The 19,490-nt window shown below is 70.5% G+C and carries 8 protein-coding genes; 4 read left to right on the forward strand and 4 right to left on the reverse strand.

Annotation, left to right across the window (positions count from 1 at the left end):
* Window positions 1-28 precede the first annotated feature (28 nt).
* Window positions 29-1,216 (forward strand): cyclic nucleotide-binding domain-containing protein, encoded by a 1,188-nt coding sequence (locus FZ983_RS15765; RefSeq protein WP_149224477.1) that lies wholly within the window; start codon window positions 29-31, stop codon window positions 1,214-1,216.
* Here FZ983_RS15765 and FZ983_RS15770 read toward each other — a convergent pair.
* The 3 genes from FZ983_RS15770 to FZ983_RS15780 are packed head-to-tail and all read right to left on the reverse strand — an operon-like array spanning window position 1,210 to window position 16,652.
* A complete protein-coding gene (locus tag FZ983_RS15770; RefSeq protein ID WP_149224478.1) occupies window positions 1,210-9,648 on the reverse strand; it encodes a beta-ketoacyl synthase N-terminal-like domain-containing protein in 8,439 nt (2,812 codons plus the stop codon). The genes FZ983_RS15765 and FZ983_RS15770 overlap by 7 nt on opposite strands.
* Window positions 9,645-14,996 (reverse strand): type I polyketide synthase, encoded by a 5,352-nt coding sequence (locus FZ983_RS15775; RefSeq protein WP_149224479.1) that lies wholly within the window; start codon window positions 14,994-14,996, stop codon window positions 9,645-9,647. Before FZ983_RS15775 ends, FZ983_RS15770 begins: the two co-directional genes overlap by 4 nt.
* Before the next feature lie 54 nt (window positions 14,997-15,050).
* Window positions 15,051-16,652 (reverse strand): PfaD family polyunsaturated fatty acid/polyketide biosynthesis protein, encoded by a 1,602-nt coding sequence (locus FZ983_RS15780; RefSeq protein ID WP_149224822.1) that lies wholly within the window; start codon window positions 16,650-16,652, stop codon window positions 15,051-15,053.
* A 181-nt stretch (window positions 16,653-16,833) separates the two neighbouring features.
* Here FZ983_RS15780 and FZ983_RS34110 point away from each other — a divergent pair, with 181 nt between their 5' ends.
* The 3 genes from FZ983_RS34110 to FZ983_RS15790 are packed head-to-tail and all read left to right on the forward strand — an operon-like array spanning window position 16,834 to window position 18,572.
* A complete protein-coding gene (locus FZ983_RS34110) occupies window positions 16,834-16,971 on the forward strand; it encodes a hypothetical protein (protein ID WP_188092353.1) in 138 nt (45 codons plus the stop codon).
* Between the two features lie 24 nt (window positions 16,972-16,995).
* Window positions 16,996-18,066 carry a serine hydrolase gene (locus FZ983_RS15785; RefSeq protein ID WP_149224480.1) on the forward strand — a complete coding sequence of 357 codons (1,071 nt, stop codon included), beginning with the start codon at window positions 16,996-16,998 and terminating at the stop codon, window positions 18,064-18,066.
* A gap of 38 nt (window positions 18,067-18,104) precedes the next feature.
* The gene (locus FZ983_RS15790) at window positions 18,105-18,572 is read left to right on the forward strand and encodes a DUF1810 domain-containing protein (protein WP_149224481.1); all 468 of its coding nucleotides are present in this window, start codon (window positions 18,105-18,107) and stop codon (window positions 18,570-18,572) included.
* 37 nt (window positions 18,573-18,609) lie between these two features.
* On the opposite strand, the gene FZ983_RS35060 is transcribed toward FZ983_RS15790, so the two are convergent.
* Complete coding sequence (locus tag FZ983_RS35060; RefSeq protein ID WP_149224482.1) at window positions 18,610-19,452, reverse strand: DUF533 domain-containing protein; 843 nt, start codon at window positions 19,450-19,452, stop codon at window positions 18,610-18,612.
* Window positions 19,453-19,490: the final 38 nt, after the last annotated feature.

Below are 19,490 nucleotides of genomic sequence, written 5' to 3' on the forward strand. Positions count from 1 at the left end.
CCGCGCATGGTGTGGCGAGGGGGATGAAATGGACGTTGTTGGTGGCGCGCCGTCGGATGCGCGGCATCTGGACATCGACGAGCGTCTGAGGAACGCGCCTCTTCTGGAAGGCTTCTCGGACGAGAACATCCGGCAGCTGGCCGCCATCATGGATGGCCCCCGCAAGATCCCCCAGGGCCAGCTTCTGTTCGAGGAGGGCGATCCAGGCGACGCGCTCTTCTTCATTCTCTCCGGCAGCTTCGAGGTCCTGAAGCGCGAGGAAGGCAGCGACGTCCGCCATCGCCTCGCCCTGCTGACGGCGGGCCAGTCCATCGGCGAGGTGTCGCTGCTCGACAGCGGCCCGCGCTCCGGCGCCGTCCGCGCCGCCGAAGACAGCGAGGTCATCGCCGTTCCGCTCGCCCGCCTGCGCGAGCATCCCGACCATCAACTGGGCGTGGACAGCCGTCTCAAGATCAATATGGCCTATCAACTGGCCGCCCGTCTGCGCCGCACCAACGAGGTGACGGTCCAGACCCTGCGCCGCCAGTTGAACGAGGCCGAGAACCGCGTGGAGATGAGCAAGTTCATCTTCCGCCTGCTGGTCGGCCTCTGCTTCTACATGTTCGCATTGGGCGTCACCACGGCGCTCAGCAAGGTGGTTCCCGACACATCCCTCATCAGCCTGCCGATCCTGACCGCCTTCGCCTTCGGCGTGTACCGCACCGTCAAGACCAGCCCCTGGCCGCCCAGCGCCTATGGTTTCACCTTGAAGAACTGGCGGCGCAACGCGCTGGAAGGGGTGGTGCTGTCCATCCCCATCGCGGTGCTGATCGTCGTGCTGAAATGGATCGGCGTGACGATGATTCCGTCCCTGCAAGGACAGCCGGTGTTCGACTTCGCACGGTCCACCGGGCTGTCTCTGGGCGAAATCCTTCTCTACGGCAGCGCCTATTGCGCCTTCACGCCGATCCAGGAAACCATCGCCCGCGGCACCCAGGCGTCCTTCCAGCTTTTCCTGACCAGCAAGTACAAAACGGCGGAAGCCATTGTCCTGTCCAACATGCTGTTCAGCGCCACCCACCTGCATGTGTCCATCGGCCTTGCCCTGGCGGTGTTCCCCATCGGCCTCTACTGGGGCTGGATCTTCGCCCGCCAGGGATCGCTGGTCGGCAGCAGCGTGTCCCATGCCATCCTCGGCGTCTTCGGCCTGATGATCGTGGGCATTCCCATCTACTGATTTCGGAACCAGCCGGCCAAGGCGGACAGCCAAGGATCGATCTCCTCCGCCCCCTCGCCCCTCGCCATGCGGCGGGCGAGACGGGCAAGCGGCCGGTCGGAGGGGATCGCGTTCAACACCGCCTGCAGGGTCGCCGCACGGGGCAGGCTGAGTCCGCGCGTCGCCGCCATCGCCCTCGCCGCCTCTTCAAAGTCCGGACGCGGCTCGTTGGGACGCTCGCCGGTCAGCGCGGGGCCGGTCCCGTTGACGGAGTCGAGGACGACCCTCTTGCGCTGCGCCAAGGGCAGGCCCGCCAGTTCCTCCGGCCACAGGGGACGGCCGATATGGATGTCCTGACGTGCGAAGCCCAGCGGGAACTCCAGCCGCTCCCGCGCGGGCTCGACCGGCAGGGCGCCGGCGAAGCGGACCGGCACGATGGGAACCTCCAGCCGCGCCGCCAGATCCAGGAACACACCGGACAGCCGGGACACCGGCGTCCGGCAGGAGAGCGACCGCGTGCCCTCCGCATGGACCATGATCGACATGCCGTCCCGCCTCACCGCGTCGCGCGCCTGTTCCATCAGCCCCAGCATGGCCGCCGGATCCTCCCGGTCGAACAGCAGCATCATCTGCGGCAGGCGAAGCCCCGGAGCGCTGCCGGACAGGGCCAGCAGGCTGCCCAGCCATGTGTGGCGATGCTCCGCCTTGGCGACGGTCAGGATCGGCCGTCCGGTCAGGGCGGCGGCCACCAGCGTGAAGGTCAGTGATTCCACCGCCACCTGATGGTTGCCAAGGAACAGCGCGCCGCGGTCGCGGATGCGGGCGAGTTGCTCCGGCTCCGCCACGCGCACCTGACCGACGAACTCGCCGGCCAAGGCCGCGAACAGATCCTCCACCGGCCAGTCGCCGGTCCCCAGATGGGAACGCCAGAAGGTCTTGAGCGGCACGACGTCGGGAGCGGCGGGGACCGTACCGCTCACCACCCAGTCGGAACCGTCGCGCGTGACCGACAGCGGAACCGGGTTGAGCGGAGCGCCGGTGCAGCGGGCGACATCGCCCTCGACCGTCACCACCCCCGGATGGACGCCGAGCTGCGCCGCCGCATGCTCCTTTTCGGCAATGGCGCGGGCCATGTCGGCGGGGTTGCCCGACACGCCATAGAGGCTCTCCAGGGTTCCCGGCAGCCAGTTGCTCGCCGCCACCTCGCGGGCGCTCAGCCGGGTGAGGCCATCGTCGAACCGCGACAGGCGCACGCCGGGTGCCGCCTTGCGGTCGCGCAGAAACGTCTGCCGCGCCAGGGCGGGAGCCTTCCCAAGCGCCCCTTTCGGGAACAGCACGTCCGCAAGCTCCATCTCGGCCCAGACCCGGCCACCGGCGATCCATTGCAGCCGCGACCGGGCACGCCCCTGGGCGTCCAAGGGAAGCGCACGCACCTCGATGCGGACCATACCGTCGCGCGGTGTCGGACTAAAGAAGCTCAGCCGCTCGATGGCACTGGGATAGGCGAGCATCCCCCCCACCCTGTCCCCCCACCAGAGTTCGGGGGCATGGCGGGGCGTGGCATGGAGCCCGGCATCCAGCAGCGCCGGACCGATCGGCCCCGGCACCCGCGCCGCCTTGGCAGCGTCCAGATCGGCCGACGCGCCGCCGGAACCGGTTTGCAACCCGCTCAGAATCTGGAAGGCCGGGCCGTGGAACAGCTCCGCCGCGGCATAAGGGCATGGGGAGGGCCGGGCATCCTCCAGGGGGGCCAAGGGCTGCGGCGGGACCGGCCATCCGTCCGCCCGGATCACCCGGCCGGTCGCCAGGATGCCGCCGCCGTCCCGCAGGGTGACGCGCCCATCGGGCTCCACCTCCGGAACCAGCGTCACCGGCACCGTCGCCCAGCGCTGAACCCTGACATCCTCCAGGGCGGCGACACATCCCCCATGAGCCGCCGCCATCATATCGGCGAGGCAGGTCAGGGGAACCGCGGGTGCGGTATGGGTGGGGCGATGATCGCCAAGCCAGGGAGCACTGTCCAAATCCAGGCGAATACCGCCGTTGCCGCCACCATCACCGGACACCAGACGCGCCGCCAGCCCGTCCACCTCGTAGATGCGCAGATCGTCGGCCCACAGGCTGCCGCGGGCGACGGCCAGGATGCCGCGCTCGTCCCGCTCGATCCGCATGATCTCGATTTCGGTGGTGACGGTCCGGTTGGTGGGGACGACCTGACCGCGATACTTCCAGCGCAGCGCCACGTCCAGGGCCGCCCCTTCGAAGCGCGGCGACGGCAGCTCGGTGTCCAGCCCCGCCAGCACCATGGCGCGCTCCAGCAACTGCAGCAGCGCCTCGACCCCCAGGGAACCGGGCTGGACCGGGTCCTGGAAGAAGTGGGCCTTGAAGTACCAGGATTCCGGATCGACCACCTGCCGGCCGCGGACCAGCCCCAGCCCGCCGGCCCCACCCTGGGGCCACCAGCCGGTGACCTCGTCGACCATGCGCAGCATTCCCTCCGCCAGTCTCGTGCGGCGCGGCTCCACGACGGGCGTGGCGGGAGGGATCCCCCGTGCCTCGTCGGCGGGGAGCGGCGGAAGACCGTTCTGCTTTGCCAGTGCGGCCGACGCGAAGAAGCCGAAGGAGGTCTCCAACTCCATCAGCGGCCGGTCGTCGACCCAGGCCCGGACCTTGAAGGCGATCAGGGTGATGCCGCCGGCGCGGGAGAAGCGGGTCAGCGTCGCCTCGGTGCGGATGCGGGCGTCGGCGGGCGTCACCTCGGACAGCACGCGGGCGGCATCGCCGTCCAGGTTGCGGATGGCCAGATCGTCAGTGGAGGCGAGCGCGAAACCCATGTAGGAGGCCAGCCAGCCGCAGGGCTGCAGCAGCACCTCCATCAGCACGCAGAAGGGCATGACCGGCGCGGCATTGCGGGCGAAATACCACGCCTCCGGCTCCACCGCGTAATCGACGACGAGCGTGCCGCCGACGGTCGGCTCCCCGGCCGGGCAGTTCACCGAGACCACACTGGACATGAAATGATAGGGCAGCCCCGGCAGGCGCGGCACCCGCCCGGCGTCGAAGCGGGCATACATGCTGCCGAAGGCCAGCGACGGCGCCCCCCAGGCGCAGGCCAGCAGCGCCTCGTAATCGCCGCGCACATCGCCGCGGGTGCCGACGATGCGCGGCGCCTCCGCCAGCGCCGGCAGGGCATGGCGCCCGTGGCCCAGCGGCCAGTCCGGCACCATGCGGACGGCGAAGGCGCGGCAGTGGAAGACCTTGAAGCCATCGGCGCTGCACAGCAGGGCGGCGCGGACGATGGGCGTCGGACCGTCCTCGATCTCCTCGACGAAGACCTCGTAGACAAGATGATGGCTGGCGTCCGGGACCACCTGCCCGCGGCAGACGAAGCGGGCGGGCTCATCCGGCACCGGCTCGAACCGCCAGGCATCGCGCCCGATGGTGAAGCCGCCGGCCGCCATGAAGGTCGCGACCGCCTGCACCGCACCCTCCGCCATCAGCGTGCCGGGCATGCAGGGATCGTTCTTGAAATGGCCGGCATAGAACCAGGCGTCGGCCGGGACATGGCTTTCCGCGCGCAGATATCCCCGGCCCCAGGGGCCGCCCTGTGGTTCGAAAGCGGTCACGCTGTCGATCAGGCGCATGCGCCCCTGCGGGATCGCCGGGGTGCGCTGGTGGCTACCGGCCAGCTCGAACCCCTCGCCGAAGCAGGCGAAGGCGCGGCCGGCGGTCCAGAGGTCGAGCTGTTCGGCGGTGAAGGAGCGGTGGCGCGACGGACAGGGCAGCGGGTCCAGGCGCGCGCCGTCCTTGGGCCGGTCCTCCTCGGCGCTCCACAGCACACCGCCGGAGTTGGCAAGCTCGTGATCGGTGAAGAAACCGGCCTGCCCGTTGCGGACCGACAGCACCAGCCGGTCGCCGATGCGGCAGTCGTAATGGAAGAAGAACAGCCCGACCTCGCCCATCCGGGCATGGCCGTCGATGTGGATGTCGTAGCGCAGGGTATCGCCCACCCGCGGCAGGCCACCCTCGTGATAGGTCATCTCGCAGCCCAGCAGGCGGTAGACGCGCTCGCCCCTGTTGCGGAAATCGGCACCCAGCCAGGAGATCAGCAGCAGGTCGGCCTGCCCGGATTCGATGGCGAGCCCCACCGGCATGCGGTCGTTGTGCAGATACCAGCTGTCGGGCGTGACCTCCGTCTCGGTGACGATGGAGCCCAACCCCATGCTGCCCGGCTCGCCGGTGATGGAGATGACGCGGTCCACCAGCAGCAGCGGCGGCTGCGGCATGCGGACCTGACGCGCGTAGCCGTCCTGCTGCGCGAACAGGGGGCCGAAGATGTCGGACACCTTGCCGGATGCCAGAATTTCCAGCTGGGCGCGGTCCCAGAGCGGGCTTTCCGGTAGGGCGGTCGTATTGTTTTGCGGTTCGATCTCATATCCCCTCTCCCCCCCGGGGAGAGGGTTAGGGTGAGGGGGTTCCTTAGCGGTCGTTACCCGAGAATCCCCCCCATGCATCCCCCTCACCCCGCCCCTCTCCCCGGGGGGGAGAGGGAGGGCGGAGGAGAGAGAGGGAGCGGTCAGCGTCGGCACGCCGAAGCCTTGCAGGTAGCTCCGGTGCAGATCAGACGCGGTCTTCAGGTAGCCGGTGTGAAGCTCTGCCGTGCGGGCGAGGATGCGGACGAGCGGACTGTCGGCCGCCGGAACCGGTGCGGGAATGCCGGGCATGGCGGGAGGTTGCATTCTGGCAACAACCGGCTCTAGTTCGGGCACCGCCACCGCCTCCGGCGCCTCGTCCAGGGGGCGGCGGGCGGCCAGGTCAGGCGGCGGCAGGTCGGCGACGGGCGGCAGGGGCGGTGCGGGGGGCATCGGCTGTCCGAGAACGACCGCGACGGGCGCGGCATGGGCGGCGAAGGTCAGGGGCTGGACCGGCGGCGCGACGGTCCGGCGCTCCAGACGGCGGGCGACCTCGGCCATGGCGGGGTCCTGCCCGGCGGCGAACAGTTCGGCCGCCACATGGGCCAGCTGTTCCAGCGGCGCACGGCCGGGATGGTCCAGGCTGACCGCCAGATGCTCGCGGTCGGCCAGCGTGGCGGCGATGGAGCGGGTCAGGGCGTTGCGCGGACCATGCTCAACGAAGATCCGCACGCCATCGTCATGGGCGCGGCGGATCGTGCGGGGGAAGTCCACCCGTTCCAGCGCCTGATGGGTCAGCGCCTCGGCGCACAGCTCGACCGATGGCCGGTAGGCTTCGCCGAAGGCGTTGGCATAGACGGCGATGCCCTCGGGCGGCGTGGTCTCCCGACTGTGAATCCGGCGCCAGACCGACGCGCAGGGCTCCATCTCCGCGCAATGCACCACCATGTCCTGGCCGAGCGGCAAGGCGCGGTGCGCCCCAATGCGAGCGATCAGCTGACGGCAGGCGTCGGCGTCGCCACCGATCACGCAATCCTGCGGCGCATTGACGATGGTGATCGACACCCGTCGCAGACCGGCCAGCGCCGCCTCCACCTCCTCGACCGGGGCCAGCAGGCGCCAGTTGCGCCAGTCTGCGGCTCCCGCCTGCCCCCAGGATTGCGCGGCCGCAAGGCAGTCGCCGGTCAGATGGCGGCCATAGATGCCCGACGCGTCGATCTCCGCGAACATGGCGCCCATGTCCGACCACACCCCCGCAGCGAACAGCGCGTTGGTCTCGCCGGAGGACAGCCCCATCACGGCCGCAGGCCGCAGGCCGAGCACGCCGCGGCTCACCTCCGCATGGGTCTGGCAGATCAGGGCGCAGGTCTGCAGCTGCGCCATGGCGTCGAGCGCTTCCGCCGACCCGTAGAGCCGCTCCGCCGCATGGGCGAGGATGGGGAAGCGCGCGGTCACGCTCCGGCCAACATCGGGCATCGACAGGAAGAGCTCGCGTCCCATCCCCTCATAAGCCGCCGCAGCCCCGGTGAAGACCAGCGCCAGACCGCCACCGAGCGACCGCTCGCCGAAATGAATGCCGCCGGCGGCGCCCTCGCGTCCCTCGGCAACGGTCAACGCGCGGGACAGGGTCTCGACCTCCTTGCCGGCCGGACAGGCGAAGGCCAACCGCACCGGACCCTGCCCGCCATCCTCGCCGCGCCGAATGCGCGCGCACAGCTCCGCCCGGTCGGCGGCGGCGAACCAGCGCAGGCGCGTGGCCGGCGGCATTATGGCCGATTCGTAGACATCGCCGCTTTCGACCAAAAGCCCGTCGATCGCTCCGCCCAGCGCCTCGACGCTCACGCGTGCGCGCAGGCGTCCGGAATCCAGCCAGGGCTGGGCGGCGCCCTCCCCGGGCTTCATGCGTCCGCGGCAGGCGACGACGGCGGCGGCCACATGCAGCAGACCCGACGCCGCATGGGCATGGCCGAAGCGGCGGGTGACGGGGCTCGCCCCTTGCGGCCCGGCGATCGTGAACTCGGCTTCGGTGGCGGAGGACAGGTCAAGGATGGCGTGGATCGGCTCGCCGGCCGCCTCGGCGCACTCCACCCGGCGCAGCACAAGGACGACGGCGGCGTCGCCGGGCGTGTCGAGATCGGGACGCAGAGCAGCCAGCGCCCTGCGGTGCACCGGCTCGCAAGACAGGTCGACCGCGCCGACCACCGCCGCATCCAGCTCTCCCGTCACCAGGGCGCGGGCGGCGATGCGCAGCCCGGCAAGCCCAGACAGTTCCTCCGCCGACACCGAATAGCTGGGGCCGCGCCAGTCGAACTGGGCGTTGAAGCGGTTGGCGACGATGTTGGGCATGGTGCCGATGACACCCGCCGCGTTCAGCGGCGGGCCGAGATCGACACTAGCGTCGGGACCGCAGAGGTCGGCCAGCCGCACGCCCAGGCCGCGCCGTGCCACTTCGGCGTCGCAGCCCATGCCCATCAGCACGCCGGTGGTGGCCGCCGGCAGGGCCGGGGCATCGGCGACGGCGCGGGCCACCGCCTTCATCGCCAGAAGCTGCTGCGGCACGGCATGCTGCAGGTCGGCGGGTGGGACGCGAGTGGCGGCGAGATCCAGCGTGATGCTGTCCAAGGCGCGCGGAGAGTCTTCCGCCGGTGGAGCGGCCAGCGCCGCGGCAAAGTCATCGGCGGCGGTAACGACGGCAAGGCCGACGACGGCCAGGCGCAACGGCGGAGGGGCAACGGCGACCGGGACGGAGACGGTGGCGGGCCGCCATTCCTCCAGCACCAGATGCGCGTTGTTGCCGCCGAAGCCGAAGGCGCTGATGCCGGCCCGACGCGGCCCTTCCGCTTCCCACGGCTCCGCCCGGTCCAGCAGACGGAAGGGCGAGGCGCCGATGACGTCCAGCGGTGCCGCATCGGCATGGAGAGTCGGCGGGCGGATGCCGGCCGCCATCGCCTGGATCACCTTGACCATGCCGGCCAGACCGGCGGCGGCGATCAGGTGGCCCAGGTTGGACTTCAGCGACCCGATCGGCACATCCCTCAGGCCGGCGAAGACCCGGCCCATGCTGGCGATCTCGGTGGCGTCGCCCAGCGCCGTGCCGGTGGCGTGGCATTCCAGCAGCGACACCGTCTCCGGCCCGAAACCCGCCTGAGTGTAAGCCGCGGCCAAGGCGCGCTCCTGCCCACCGGCGTCGGGAACGAGGAAGCCGCGGCTGCGCCCGTCGTTGGACAGGCCGATGCCGCGGATGACGCCGAGGATGCGGTTGCCGTCGCGCACCGCATCGTCCAGCCGCTTCAGCACCACGCAGGCAGCCCCCTCGGCGGGGATCAGTCCGTCGGCCTCGCGGTGGAAGGGACGGCTGCGGCCGGTGGGGCTGAGCGCGTTCAGCGCGGTGAAGCCCATATGCAGGAACAGGTCGTCGCCACGGTTGACGCCCGCCGCCATCATCAGGTCGGCGTGACCGTCATGCAACTGGTCGCAGGCCAGCTTGACGGCATAGAGCGAGGACGCGCAGGCGGCATCCAGGCAGAAGGCCGGCCCCTGCAGGCCAAGGGCGCGGGCGGCCAGCTGCGCGGGCAGACCCGACGAGAAGCGGTTGGCCGGCTTCGGCCCCTCCCGGTCCAGCCAGACCGCTTCGGCGAAGGCGCTGAGGCTGGCGGTGGGATAGGACAGGTTGCCGGCGATCAGGCCGCAGCGCCCGCGCGGGGCGACGTCCAGCCCAGCCTCGCGCAGCGCCTCGCGCCCGCTGTGGACCAGCCAGAGCACCAGCGGATCCAGCCCGGCCAGTTCCTCCGCCGGGCAGGCGAAACCGTTGGGGTCGAAGATGGCGTCGAAGCCCTGCACATAGCCGCCCCGGTCGGTCGCCGAGCGCTCGGGCGCCTGGGGCGACAGCGCCTTTGCGGTATCGACACGCCAGACGCCCGGCGGCACCGGACGCAACAAATCCCGCCCCTCGACGACGGCCTGCCATAGCTCCGCCGGACCAAGGGCGCCGGGCAGCACGCAGCCATGGCCGATGATGGCGATGGGCGGGAACCGGTTCATGCTGCCCGTCCGACGGCAGCACCCGCGGCGGCCGAACGCCCGATGCAGGAGACGACGGCGTCGCCGGCCGGCGGCTGGGCCAGTTCGCGCAGCATGAAGTCGGCGCCGTCCGCCGGTGCGATCAGATCGACGGACATGCGGCGGAAATGCTGCTTCAGCGCCGGTCCGACCATGCCGCCGTCCCACGGTCCCCAGGCGATGGCCTTGACCGTGCAACCCGGCCGGCGCGCCGCCTCGGCCCGCGCCACGGCGTTCAGCACGCCGTTGGCCATGGCGTAGTCGCATTGCCCGGCATTGCCGTGCAGCGACGCAACGGAGGAGAACAGACAGATGACGCGCAACGGATCCTCGCGGGTGGCGGCCAGCAGATTGGCAATTCCCTCCACCTTGGTGCCGAAGACGGCGTCGAACTGTTCGCGCGTCTTGTCGGCGATGCGCTTGTCGGCCAGCACGCCGGCGCCATGGACGATGCCGGAGATCGGCCCGGCCTCGGCGCGGACAGCCGCCAGCGCTTGCACGACCGACGCGGCGTCGCGCACGTCGGCGCGGCAGTAGCGGACGCGGGCCCCCGCCGCTTCCAGCCGGCGGATGGTGGCGCGCGCCTCGCTGGCGGACAGGATGGCCTTGACCATCGCCTCGATCTCGCGCGGCTGCCTGCCGGCACCGGGACCGGCAATCACCGCCCGGCGGATGGCGGACTCGTCCGCATCCTCGGCCATGCCCGGCAGAACCGGTGCCGCGTTGGGATCGCTGCGGCCCAGAATGACCAGGGTCGGACGGACGCGGCGGGACAACTGCTCCAGCGCCACGGCGGTCACGCCGCGCGCCCCGCCGGAAACGACGATCACCGCGCCTTGGTCCAGCGGCAGCGGGCCGTCGGCCGCCTCCCCCTCGCGCAGTGTCCGCACGAGGCGCTTGCCGTCGGCCGCCAGCCGGACCTCGGCATCGCCGTCCCCAGTGGCGATCTCGGCGGCGAGAGCGCGGGCGAGGTCGGCAGCAGAGCGGCTTCCCGGTTCCAGCTCGATGGCCTTGACCCGCGCCGCCGGCCATTCATGCGCCGCCGTCAGGACGAGGCCGCCCAGCCCCAGCCAAGCCTCGCCGCCCGTCTCGACGGTGACGAAGGCCCCGCCGGTCTTGCCCAAGCGGGCGTCGGCAGCCTTGGCGGCGGCAAGCGCGCGCCAGTGCAGGTCGGCGGCCGAAGCCGCATCGGCTCCGTCGAGCCCGGCCAGAAACAGCACCGCGTCATCCTGCCCGTCCGGCAGCTCGGCAATCCGGACGGCAATACCCTTGGCCGACAGCAGGTTCACCAGTTCGATGGCGACCCCAGAGGAATCCGGCACGACGGCGACACTGGTCAGGCCGCGCAGCATGTCGGCACCGCCCGCCTGCCGCTCTTCCAGGATGGAGCAGGTGCGGATGGTGCCTGCCGATAACGCGGGCAGGGCCTGGGTCTGCGGCGCCGGCGTCTGCTGGGCGGTCAGGGAGTCGCCCTTGATGCGGGCGATCACCGCGCCCACGGTCTTCAGCGCGGTCAACTCGCGCATCTCGACCGAGGCCAGTTCCGGCAGGCGTTCAACCAGGGCCGAGAAGATCTCCACCTGCTTGATGGAATCGATGCCGAGGCCGGCTTCAAGCTCCATCTCCGGGCTCAGCATCTCAACGGGATAGCCGGTCTTCTCGGCGACCAGCCCCATGAACAGCGCGCCGACATCGACGAACGGAGCCACCGGCTTGGCCGCTGGAATGGGGGCAGTCACGGGGGCCGCCACCGGCGCCGGTGCGGGGGTGGCGCCGCTGCGGCTGTCGGCCATGGCGAGGATCTGGCCGATGGTCTTCAGCGCGTTCAGTTCGCGCATGTCGGCACCGCCTAGCGCCGGGATGCGCTCCTGCAGGGTCGAGAAGATCTCCACCTGCTTGATGGAATCGATGCCCAGTCCGGCCTCAAGCTCCATCTCCGCCGTCAGCATCTCCACCGGGTAGCCGGTCTTGTCGGCGATCACCGCCAGCACGATGTCCCGTGCATTGACCGCGGGCGGAGCGGCAACGGGAGCCGGAGCGGGCGCGGCAACCGGAACAGGCTTGGGCGCGGCGGGCATCGCCGCCGGCTGGGGCCGGACCGCGACGGCAGGCTGCGGAGCCGCCGGGGCGGGTGCCGGCCTCTGCACCGGCATGACCGGCGCGGCCGGCTGCATCACCGGAGCGGCGATGGCAGGCGCGGCCGGCATCATCGGTGCGGCCGGTGCGGTCACCGCAATCTGTTGCGCCGGCACTCCGCTCAGGCTCTGGATCGCCTGACCGGCGACCGCCAGAAAGGCTTGGTGGCTTTCGGCGATGGCGCGCTGGAAGGCGGCATGGGCGTCGGCGACATGGTGATAGATCGTCTCAACCGGCGCGGTCGCGACGGGGATGGGCGCCGGCTGCGGAGCGGGAGAGTTCGTGACCATGATCGGAGCTTCTTCGATGGACGGGGAGTGGACCGGGGCGGATTTTGCCGGTGCCAGGGGAATCGGCGCGGGCGACGCAACGGCGGGGCGCGGCGGGTTGGGCTTCGGCAATGCCGCGGCCCCGCCTGGCGGCGGGTAGATCTTGCCGAAATTGGCGCCGCTGATCCGGACGGCGGCGGGCGATGCGGGCTTGGGTTTGCGCTCTTCGGCGAAGCCGGCCCACAGCGCCGCGAAATCCACGCGCACGCCATGCAGCGCCAGCGCGCCCAGGCCTTCCAACAGGCAGGCGACGCCGTTGGAGCCGCGCCGGTCCAGGGCCACCGCCAGATGCGGACGGTTGTCCAGGCATTGCGCCACCAGACCGCTCAGCACCGCGCCCGGCCCGACCTCCACGAAGGTGCGGACACCGTCGGCATAGAGCGTCTCGACCGTCTCGCGGAAGCGGACCGTGCCGGCGATCTGCCCGGCCAGCAGGTCGCGGACCTCGGCGGCGCGATAGGGTGCGGCGGTGAGGTTGGCATAGACCGGAACCGCGAAGGCCCCGAATGCCGTGCCGTCGAGGACGCTGCGGAAGGTCTCGGCGGCCTGCGCGACCACCGGCGAGTGGAAGGCGCTGGCGACCTTCAGCCGCACCACCCGCAACCCCTCGGCCTCCAGCCGCACCGCGGCATTCTCGACCGCCGCGCGGGCACCGGACAGGACCACCTGCTCCGGCCCGTTGTCGTTGGCCAACACCACGTCCAGGCCCTGCAGAAGCGGCTCCACCCGCTCGCGTCCGGCGGCCACCGCGATCATGGCGCCGTCGCTGCCGGTCGCGGCGGCCTCCATGCAGCGGGCGCGCTCGGCCGCCAGGGTCAGGGCAGTGTCACGGTCGATGGCACCGGCGGCGCACAGTGCCGTGATCTCGCCGAAGGAATGGCCGGCCATGGCATCGGCGCGGATGCCGGCCCGCTCCAGCACAGCCAGCAGGGCGAGGCTCGCCGTTCCGATGGCGGGCTGGGCGTGGATCATCCGGGTGAGGGATGCCTCCTGCGCCTCCGCCTCCTCGCGGGTGAAGGCGGGCGGCGGGAAGACCACGCGATGGATTGGCGGCTGGCCCGGCATGGCCGGCAGGGCGGCTTGGCCGTCCCAGACGGCGCGGGCCTCGTCGAAGGCCACGGCCAGATCGGCACCCATGCTCACATACTGGCTGCCCTGGCCGGGGAACAGGAAGGCGACCTTGCCGCCGCTGCTCTCTCCCACCGCCAGATGGATACCGGGAGCGCTGAAGTTACCAGTCTGCGTCAGCGCGGTCGCCAGACGCGCCTCGAACTGTTGGGCATCGGCGGCGACGATGGCGAGGCGGTGGCGCGACCGCGGATCGAAGGCGATCTGGCTGTCGCGGGCGACCGCCTCCAGACCTTCCGTCTCAACGCGGGCACCGAGGGTGCGCGCCGCATCGGCCAGGGACCGCGCATCGGCGCCCCCCGCCAGCAGCAGCGCGCCGCCCGCCCACAGGCGGGACGCGGCTTGCGGCCCGGTATATTCCTCCAGCGCCACGTGATAGTTGCTGCCACCGAAGCCGAAGGAGCTGACGGAAGCACGGCGCGGACCATCCGCCTTCACCCAGGGCCGGGCACGGGTGTTCAGGTAGAAGGGGCTGCTCTCGAGATTCAGCCGGCTGTCCGGCCGCTCGACCTTGATGGTGGGCGGCAGCACCTTCTGATGCAGGGCCAGCGCCGCCTTCAGCAACCCGGCGGAGCCGGCGGCGGCCTTGGTGTGGCCGATCTGCGACTTGATCGAACCGATGGCGCACCAGGCTCCGGACTCCGCGTCGGCTTCCCGGAACACCTGAGTCAGCGCGGTGAATTCGGCGAGGTCGCCTGCACGGGTACCGGTGCCGTGGGCCTCGACCAGTTCGACGCTGCGCGGATCATGGCCGGCATCGGCGTAGGCGCGACGCAAGGCCACCGCCTGCCCCTCCGGGCGGGGCGCATAGACGCTGGTGGCGCGGCCGTCCGACGACGACCCGATCCCGCGGATGACGGCATAGATGCGGTTTCCGTCGCGCTCGGCATCCTCCAGCCGGCGCAGGGCGAACAGGCCCAGCCCCTCGCCGACGATGGTGCCGTCCGACGCGTCGGAGAAAGGGCGGCAATCGCCGCTCTTGGACAGGGCCGGCGTCTTGCTGAAGCACATGTACATGAAGATGTCGTTCAGGGCGTCGACGCCGCCGCTGATGACCATGTCGGAATGGCCCAGTTCCAGCTCGTTCATTGCCATCAGCAGCGCCGAGAGCGAACTGGCGCAGGCGGCATCCACCACGCAATTGGTGCCGCCGAGGTCGAGCCGATTGGCGATGCGCCCCGCCACCACATTGCCGAGCACGCCGGGGAAGCTGCTCTCCTGCCATTCCACATACTGGGAGGAGATGCGGTCGCAGATGGCCGTCACCTCATCCTCCGGCAGGCCGGCCTCCCGCAGGGCCTTGACCCAGACCGGCCGCTGCAGCCGCGCGCCCATGGTCCCGACCAGTTCGGTGGCGGACGCCACGCCCAGCACGATGCTGGTCCGGCTGCGGTCGATGTCGCGGAACTGGGTGCGGCAGGCCTCGTCCAACGTCTCCTTGGCGACGATCAGCGCCAGCAGCTGGGCGGTGTCGGTGGCGCTCAGCGCCTGGGGCGGGATGCCGAACTCCAGCGGATCCAGCGTGGCCGGCGGCAGGAATGCGCCGCGGCGGCAATAGGTCTTGTCCCGCGCCGTGGGGTCCGGATCGTAGAAATCCTCCACCAGCCAATGGGTGGCGGGCACGTCGCCGACGCAATCCCGGCCGGCGAGGATGTCGCGCCAAAAGCCGTGCGTGGTGCCGGAACCCGGAAACATGGCGCCGATGCCGACGATCGCGATGGGGTGACGGTTCTTCAAGGCGGTCTCGGATGTTCGGATGGGGATTGGGGCGGAAGCGGGCTTAAAGGCAAATCAGGCGAGCCGGCGCGGCACCCAGGTGAAGGCGGCGGCCGGAACCGGCAGGCCCACGCTGCGCATCTGCTGGGCGCGGGTCACCACGGCGGCCCCCTCCAGCAAGTTGCGGGCGATCTGTTCGACCGTGCGTTTGTCCGCCGCCTCCAGGAAGCTGCCCTTCACCCAGTCGTTGAAGGCGCCCATGGCCGGGCCGCACCAGACCTGGAAGTCATGGCGCCGAGCGCCGTCGTCCAGCATCGGCCAGCGGGCGGCGTTGAACAGGTACCAGCGGAAGACCAGGGCCATGCGGTGGCGGGGGTCGGCCTCGGCACGCGCCAGTTCCGCCGGGTCACGGACGGCGAAATGCTCGCTGGTCTGGCGCCAGATCTCCTCAAGCGGGGCCTGGAAGATATCCCGTTCCAGGGTCGCACGCTCTGCCGCGGGAAGGTCGTCCAGGCCGGAGTGGCGGCGGTAGAGTTCGTACAGACGCTGGGCGCGGAAGGGGAACATGGTGCCCCGCTTCATCACCTGGACCTTCACGCCCATCTCGAACATGTCGGCGGCGGGAGCCATGGTGACGTCGGTGCTGGAAATGTCGGCCAGCATGCGGCGAACCGACAGCGGCTGCCCCGCCTCCGCCGCCGACTGGTTCACCGATCCGATGACGACATAGGCCGCGCCCATGGCGAAGGCGCCGGCCAGGGCGACCGGAGTGCCCAGTCCACCGGCGGCACCGACGCGGATGTTGCGGTCATAGCCATGGGCTGCGACCATCTCGTCGCGCAGGCGCTGGATGATCGGGAACAGGACGGTGAGCGGGCGATTGTCGGTGTGGCCGCCGGAATCCGCCTCCACCGTGATGTCCTCGGCCACCGGAATGGCGGCGGCCAGATCGGCCTCGTCGGCGGTGAGGATGCCCTGCGCCACCAGATCGGCCAGCATGCGTTGCGGGGCCGGCGCCATGAACTGGCGGGCAACCTCGGCGCGCGAGACCTTGGCGAAGATGTGGGTCAGGCGGCGGACCGCGCCGGTGGCCGGATCGCGGCTCAACCCCTTTGCGGCCAGTTCCACCACCGACGGGGTCAGCGCCATGAAGGCGGAGGCGGAGACGCGCCGCACCCCCTGCTGCAGGAACAGCCGGCAGACCGCCGTCTCCAGCGCGGGGTCGTTGGGGCTGTGGATCAGGTTGGCGCCCCAGCCCGACGCCTGCGGCCCGAGCGCCGCGCGGATCTCGCCGATGCCCTCCTGCACCCGCTGCGGCGACAGGCCGGCGCTGCCATAGAAGCCGAGCAGGCCGGCGCGGGCGGCGGCAACTGCCATGGCCGGGGTGGCGATGCCCCGCGCCATCTCCCCCGCCACATAGGCGAAGCGGCAGCCGTGGGCCTCCTGGAAACTGCGATCCCCCAGCCATTCCGGATAAAGCGGCGGCAGGGTGGCGACGGGCTCCAGCCGCTCCGTCGTGAAATCCGGTGGCCGGGTCGAGGCTCCCAGACGGCCGTCCTGGTTCCTGACGATGTAAAGCGGCTCCCGAATCCTCTGGGCAATTTCCAGAAGCGGAGACGGATCGAAACCTGCCGTCGCCGATGTACGCGGCGGCACCGCCGTCTCCCGGTAATTCATGTCCACATCGACACCCGAATATTGCCTTCACCCATCCCCCAGGGCGGGAGATCCGAACATGAGCCTTCCGGGCCGTCGTCCCCACACCCGGCACGGCATCAGGGCGCCCTAATCAAAGAACTCCCATCAGAAGTTTTATTACTTACCACTCTTGAGGCATGGCAAGCATGAATTGGGTTTCATGAAGGATAAAGTTTATTTCACCCTGGAAATATATTTACCCGCTTTAAACGATTCCACCGAAGCGTTGCGGCTGCCGGAAGGCGGACAAAGCTTTGCGCGTATTTGGAAAGCCGCTCAGCACAGGCTTGGATTGTGAAACGCCACAACCATATGGCTGGGCATGGAGCCGACACCCCGACCCGCGCCGGACCGGCGCACCATCCTCGCCGCCGCGGCTGCCGCCCCCGTCGGCTTTCTGCTGCCACGCCCCGTCTACGCCGCGGCTGCCGGGATGCCAGCCGCCGGCAAGTCACTGAATCAGGCGCTGCTGACCCGCGCGCTCGACCGGGCCGCGACTCTGGATCAACTCCATGCGCTGGTGATCGGACGGCACGGCACCGTGGTGGCCGCGGAGGCCTTCCGGGGACCGCCTGTCAAACGCGCGGTGAACGTCAAATCGGTGTCCAAGACCATCGTCGCCTCGCTGGTCGGCATCGCGCTCGACCGCGGCCTGCTGGGCGGCGTCGATGCGACGCTCCGCGAGGTGGCGCCGGGGCTGATCCCCAAGGACGCGGTTCCGCGGGTGGGCCGAATCACCATTGCGCAGCTTCTCACCATGCAGGCCGGGCTGGAACCGACCTCCGGGCCGGGTTACGGCCGCTGGATCGAAAGCCGCAACTGGGTCGCCGACGCGCTCGGCCGCCCCTTCATCGCCGAACCGGGCGAGCGGATGATCTATTCGACCGGCAGCTATCACATATTGGGCGCGGTGCTGGCACGCGTCTCCGGACGCAGCCTGCTGGCGCTGGCGCGGGAGTGGCTGGGCCGGCCGCTCGGTATCGAACTGGCGGGCTGGACGCGCGATCCGCAGGGTTTCTATCTGGGCGGCAACAACATGGTGCTATCGCCGCTGGACCTGTTCCGCTTCGGCGAGATGTGGAGCCGCGGCGGCGTCTGGGATGGCCGCCGCGTTGTCAGCGAAGCCTGGGCGCAGGCATCCTGGGTGCCGCGGACCCGCTCTCCTTATTCCGGCGACGCCTACGGCTATGGCTGGTTCCTGGCGGAGTCGAATGGTCATCGCATCGCCTATGCCCGCGGCTATGGCGGGCAGATGCTGTATCTGGTGCCGTCGCTGGGGCTGACCGTCGTCGTCACCTCCGATCCCGCCCGGCCGGCGCGGTCGGACGGCTATGTCGGCGAATTGGGCGCCCTGCTGACCGGCCATATCATGCCCGCGGCAGAGCAGGCCTGAGCGGCCCCGCACTGCCCACTGGAAGAAGGAGCGGCGACATGCGGACCGACGACCCATTCGACCTCCAGCGCTTTCTGAGCGCGCAGGAGCCTGTCTTCGCGACCGTGCTCGACGAGTTGCGGAACGGACACAAGCGCAGTCATTGGATGTGGTTCGTCTTCCCGCAGTTGCGCGGGCTCGGCCGCTCCGCCACCGCCGAGTTCTACGGCATCGCCTCCCTCGACGAGGCGAAGGCATATCTGGCCCATCCCACGCTCGGGCCCCGGCTGGATCAGGCGACGCGCGCTGTGCTTGGGGTGCAGGGACGGACGCTGCACGAGATATTCGGTTCGCCCGACGACATGAAGTTCCGCTCTTCCATGACCCTCTTCGCGCTGGCCGCCGGACAGGCGGATTCGCCGTACCACGAGGCGCTGGTCCGCTGGTGCGACGGCCGGATGGACGATGCGACCGTGACGTTGGCGGGAGCAGTGGCGGGAGCGCCGCCCCCTCCCCCACGCATGTGAGGGAAGGGACGGGAACCGTGCTTCAGGCCGCCTCCCTTCAGGCCGCCTGATTCATCTGCTGAACGCGCTGCGGGTCGAGCTTCAGCCGGGACGCGAGATATTGCAGGTAGGAGCGTTCCGCTTCCGACTGCTCGTTCACCGCCATCCGCGACGCCAGATAGACCTGCTCCGCCGTCTGCTGATCCTTCACGAACTGGAGCAGCGAGTCCAGCGGCTGGGGCCGGTCGAGTTCCTGTTCGACGATGCGCCGTTCCTCCGCTCCGGCTCCAGCTTCGTCCAGGGTGCCCAGGATGTGCCGGCGCTCGTCCGGCGTGATTTCCCCGTCGGCATTGGCCGCGGCGATCATCGCGCGGATCAGCAGCAGCGCCTGTTGGTCCTCCATGGCGACGGCAGGATAGGCGCCGTCGTCACGGTCTTCGGCCTGCGGCGTGCTGCGGGACTCGAAGACCTGCGACAGGCGGTCGGACAGCGACCCTCCCCCCTGGCCGCTTCCCTGACCGCCCGCCTGAGTGCTTCCGGAAGAACCCGCGGAACCGGCTGCACCTCCGCCGAACAGGCCGCCCAGGATACCGCCGGCATCGCCCCACGGGCTGCCTGCTTGCCGGCCGGCAGGTTGGGCGCCCTGGCCTGCAGCACCGGTCTGGTTCCGCTGGCGCTCCTGGAGGGCCTTGAAGGCGAGGTAACCCAGCGCCCCCAGCCCCGCGACCGACCCGACGCCCATGCCGCGGTTCCCGGATGCGGCACCGAAGGCGCCGCCCGGTACGCCGCCCCCGAAGCCGCTGTTGCCGAGCACGGACCCCATGGCGTTCATGCCGCCGTGGCTGCGCCCTCCCATCCCGGTCGCCAGCATGGTGCCGAGGATACGTTGCAGATCGGCCATTTCGCTCTCCCACTCGAATTCCGTCGATGGTCAGTCAA

The organism is Azospirillum sp. B21 (genome assembly GCF_008364825.1).
Taxonomy (GTDB): Bacteria; Pseudomonadota; Alphaproteobacteria; order Azospirillales; family Azospirillaceae; genus Azospirillum.

What these genes read in the sequence shown, in the direction of transcription:
- FZ983_RS15765 (WP_149224477.1), top strand. Translation starts at nt 29, where the DNA reads ATGGACGTTGTTGGTGGCGCGCCGTCGGATGCGCGGCATCTGGACATC.
- FZ983_RS15770 (WP_149224478.1), bottom strand. Translation starts at nt 9,648, where the DNA reads ATGAACCGGTTCCCGCCCATCGCCATCATCGGCCATGGCTGCGTGCTG.
- FZ983_RS15780 (WP_149224822.1), bottom strand. Translation starts at nt 16,652, where the DNA reads ATGAATTACCGGGAGACGGCGGTGCCGCCGCGTACATCGGCGACGGCA.
- FZ983_RS34110 (WP_188092353.1), top strand. Translation starts at nt 16,834, where the DNA reads ATGAAGGATAAAGTTTATTTCACCCTGGAAATATATTTACCCGCTTTA.
- FZ983_RS15785 (WP_149224480.1), top strand. Translation starts at nt 16,996, where the DNA reads ATGGAGCCGACACCCCGACCCGCGCCGGACCGGCGCACCATCCTCGCC.
- FZ983_RS15790 (WP_149224481.1), top strand. Translation starts at nt 18,105, where the DNA reads ATGCGGACCGACGACCCATTCGACCTCCAGCGCTTTCTGAGCGCGCAG.
- FZ983_RS35060 (WP_149224482.1), bottom strand. Translation starts at nt 19,452, where the DNA reads ATGGCCGATCTGCAACGTATCCTCGGCACCATGCTGGCGACCGGGATG.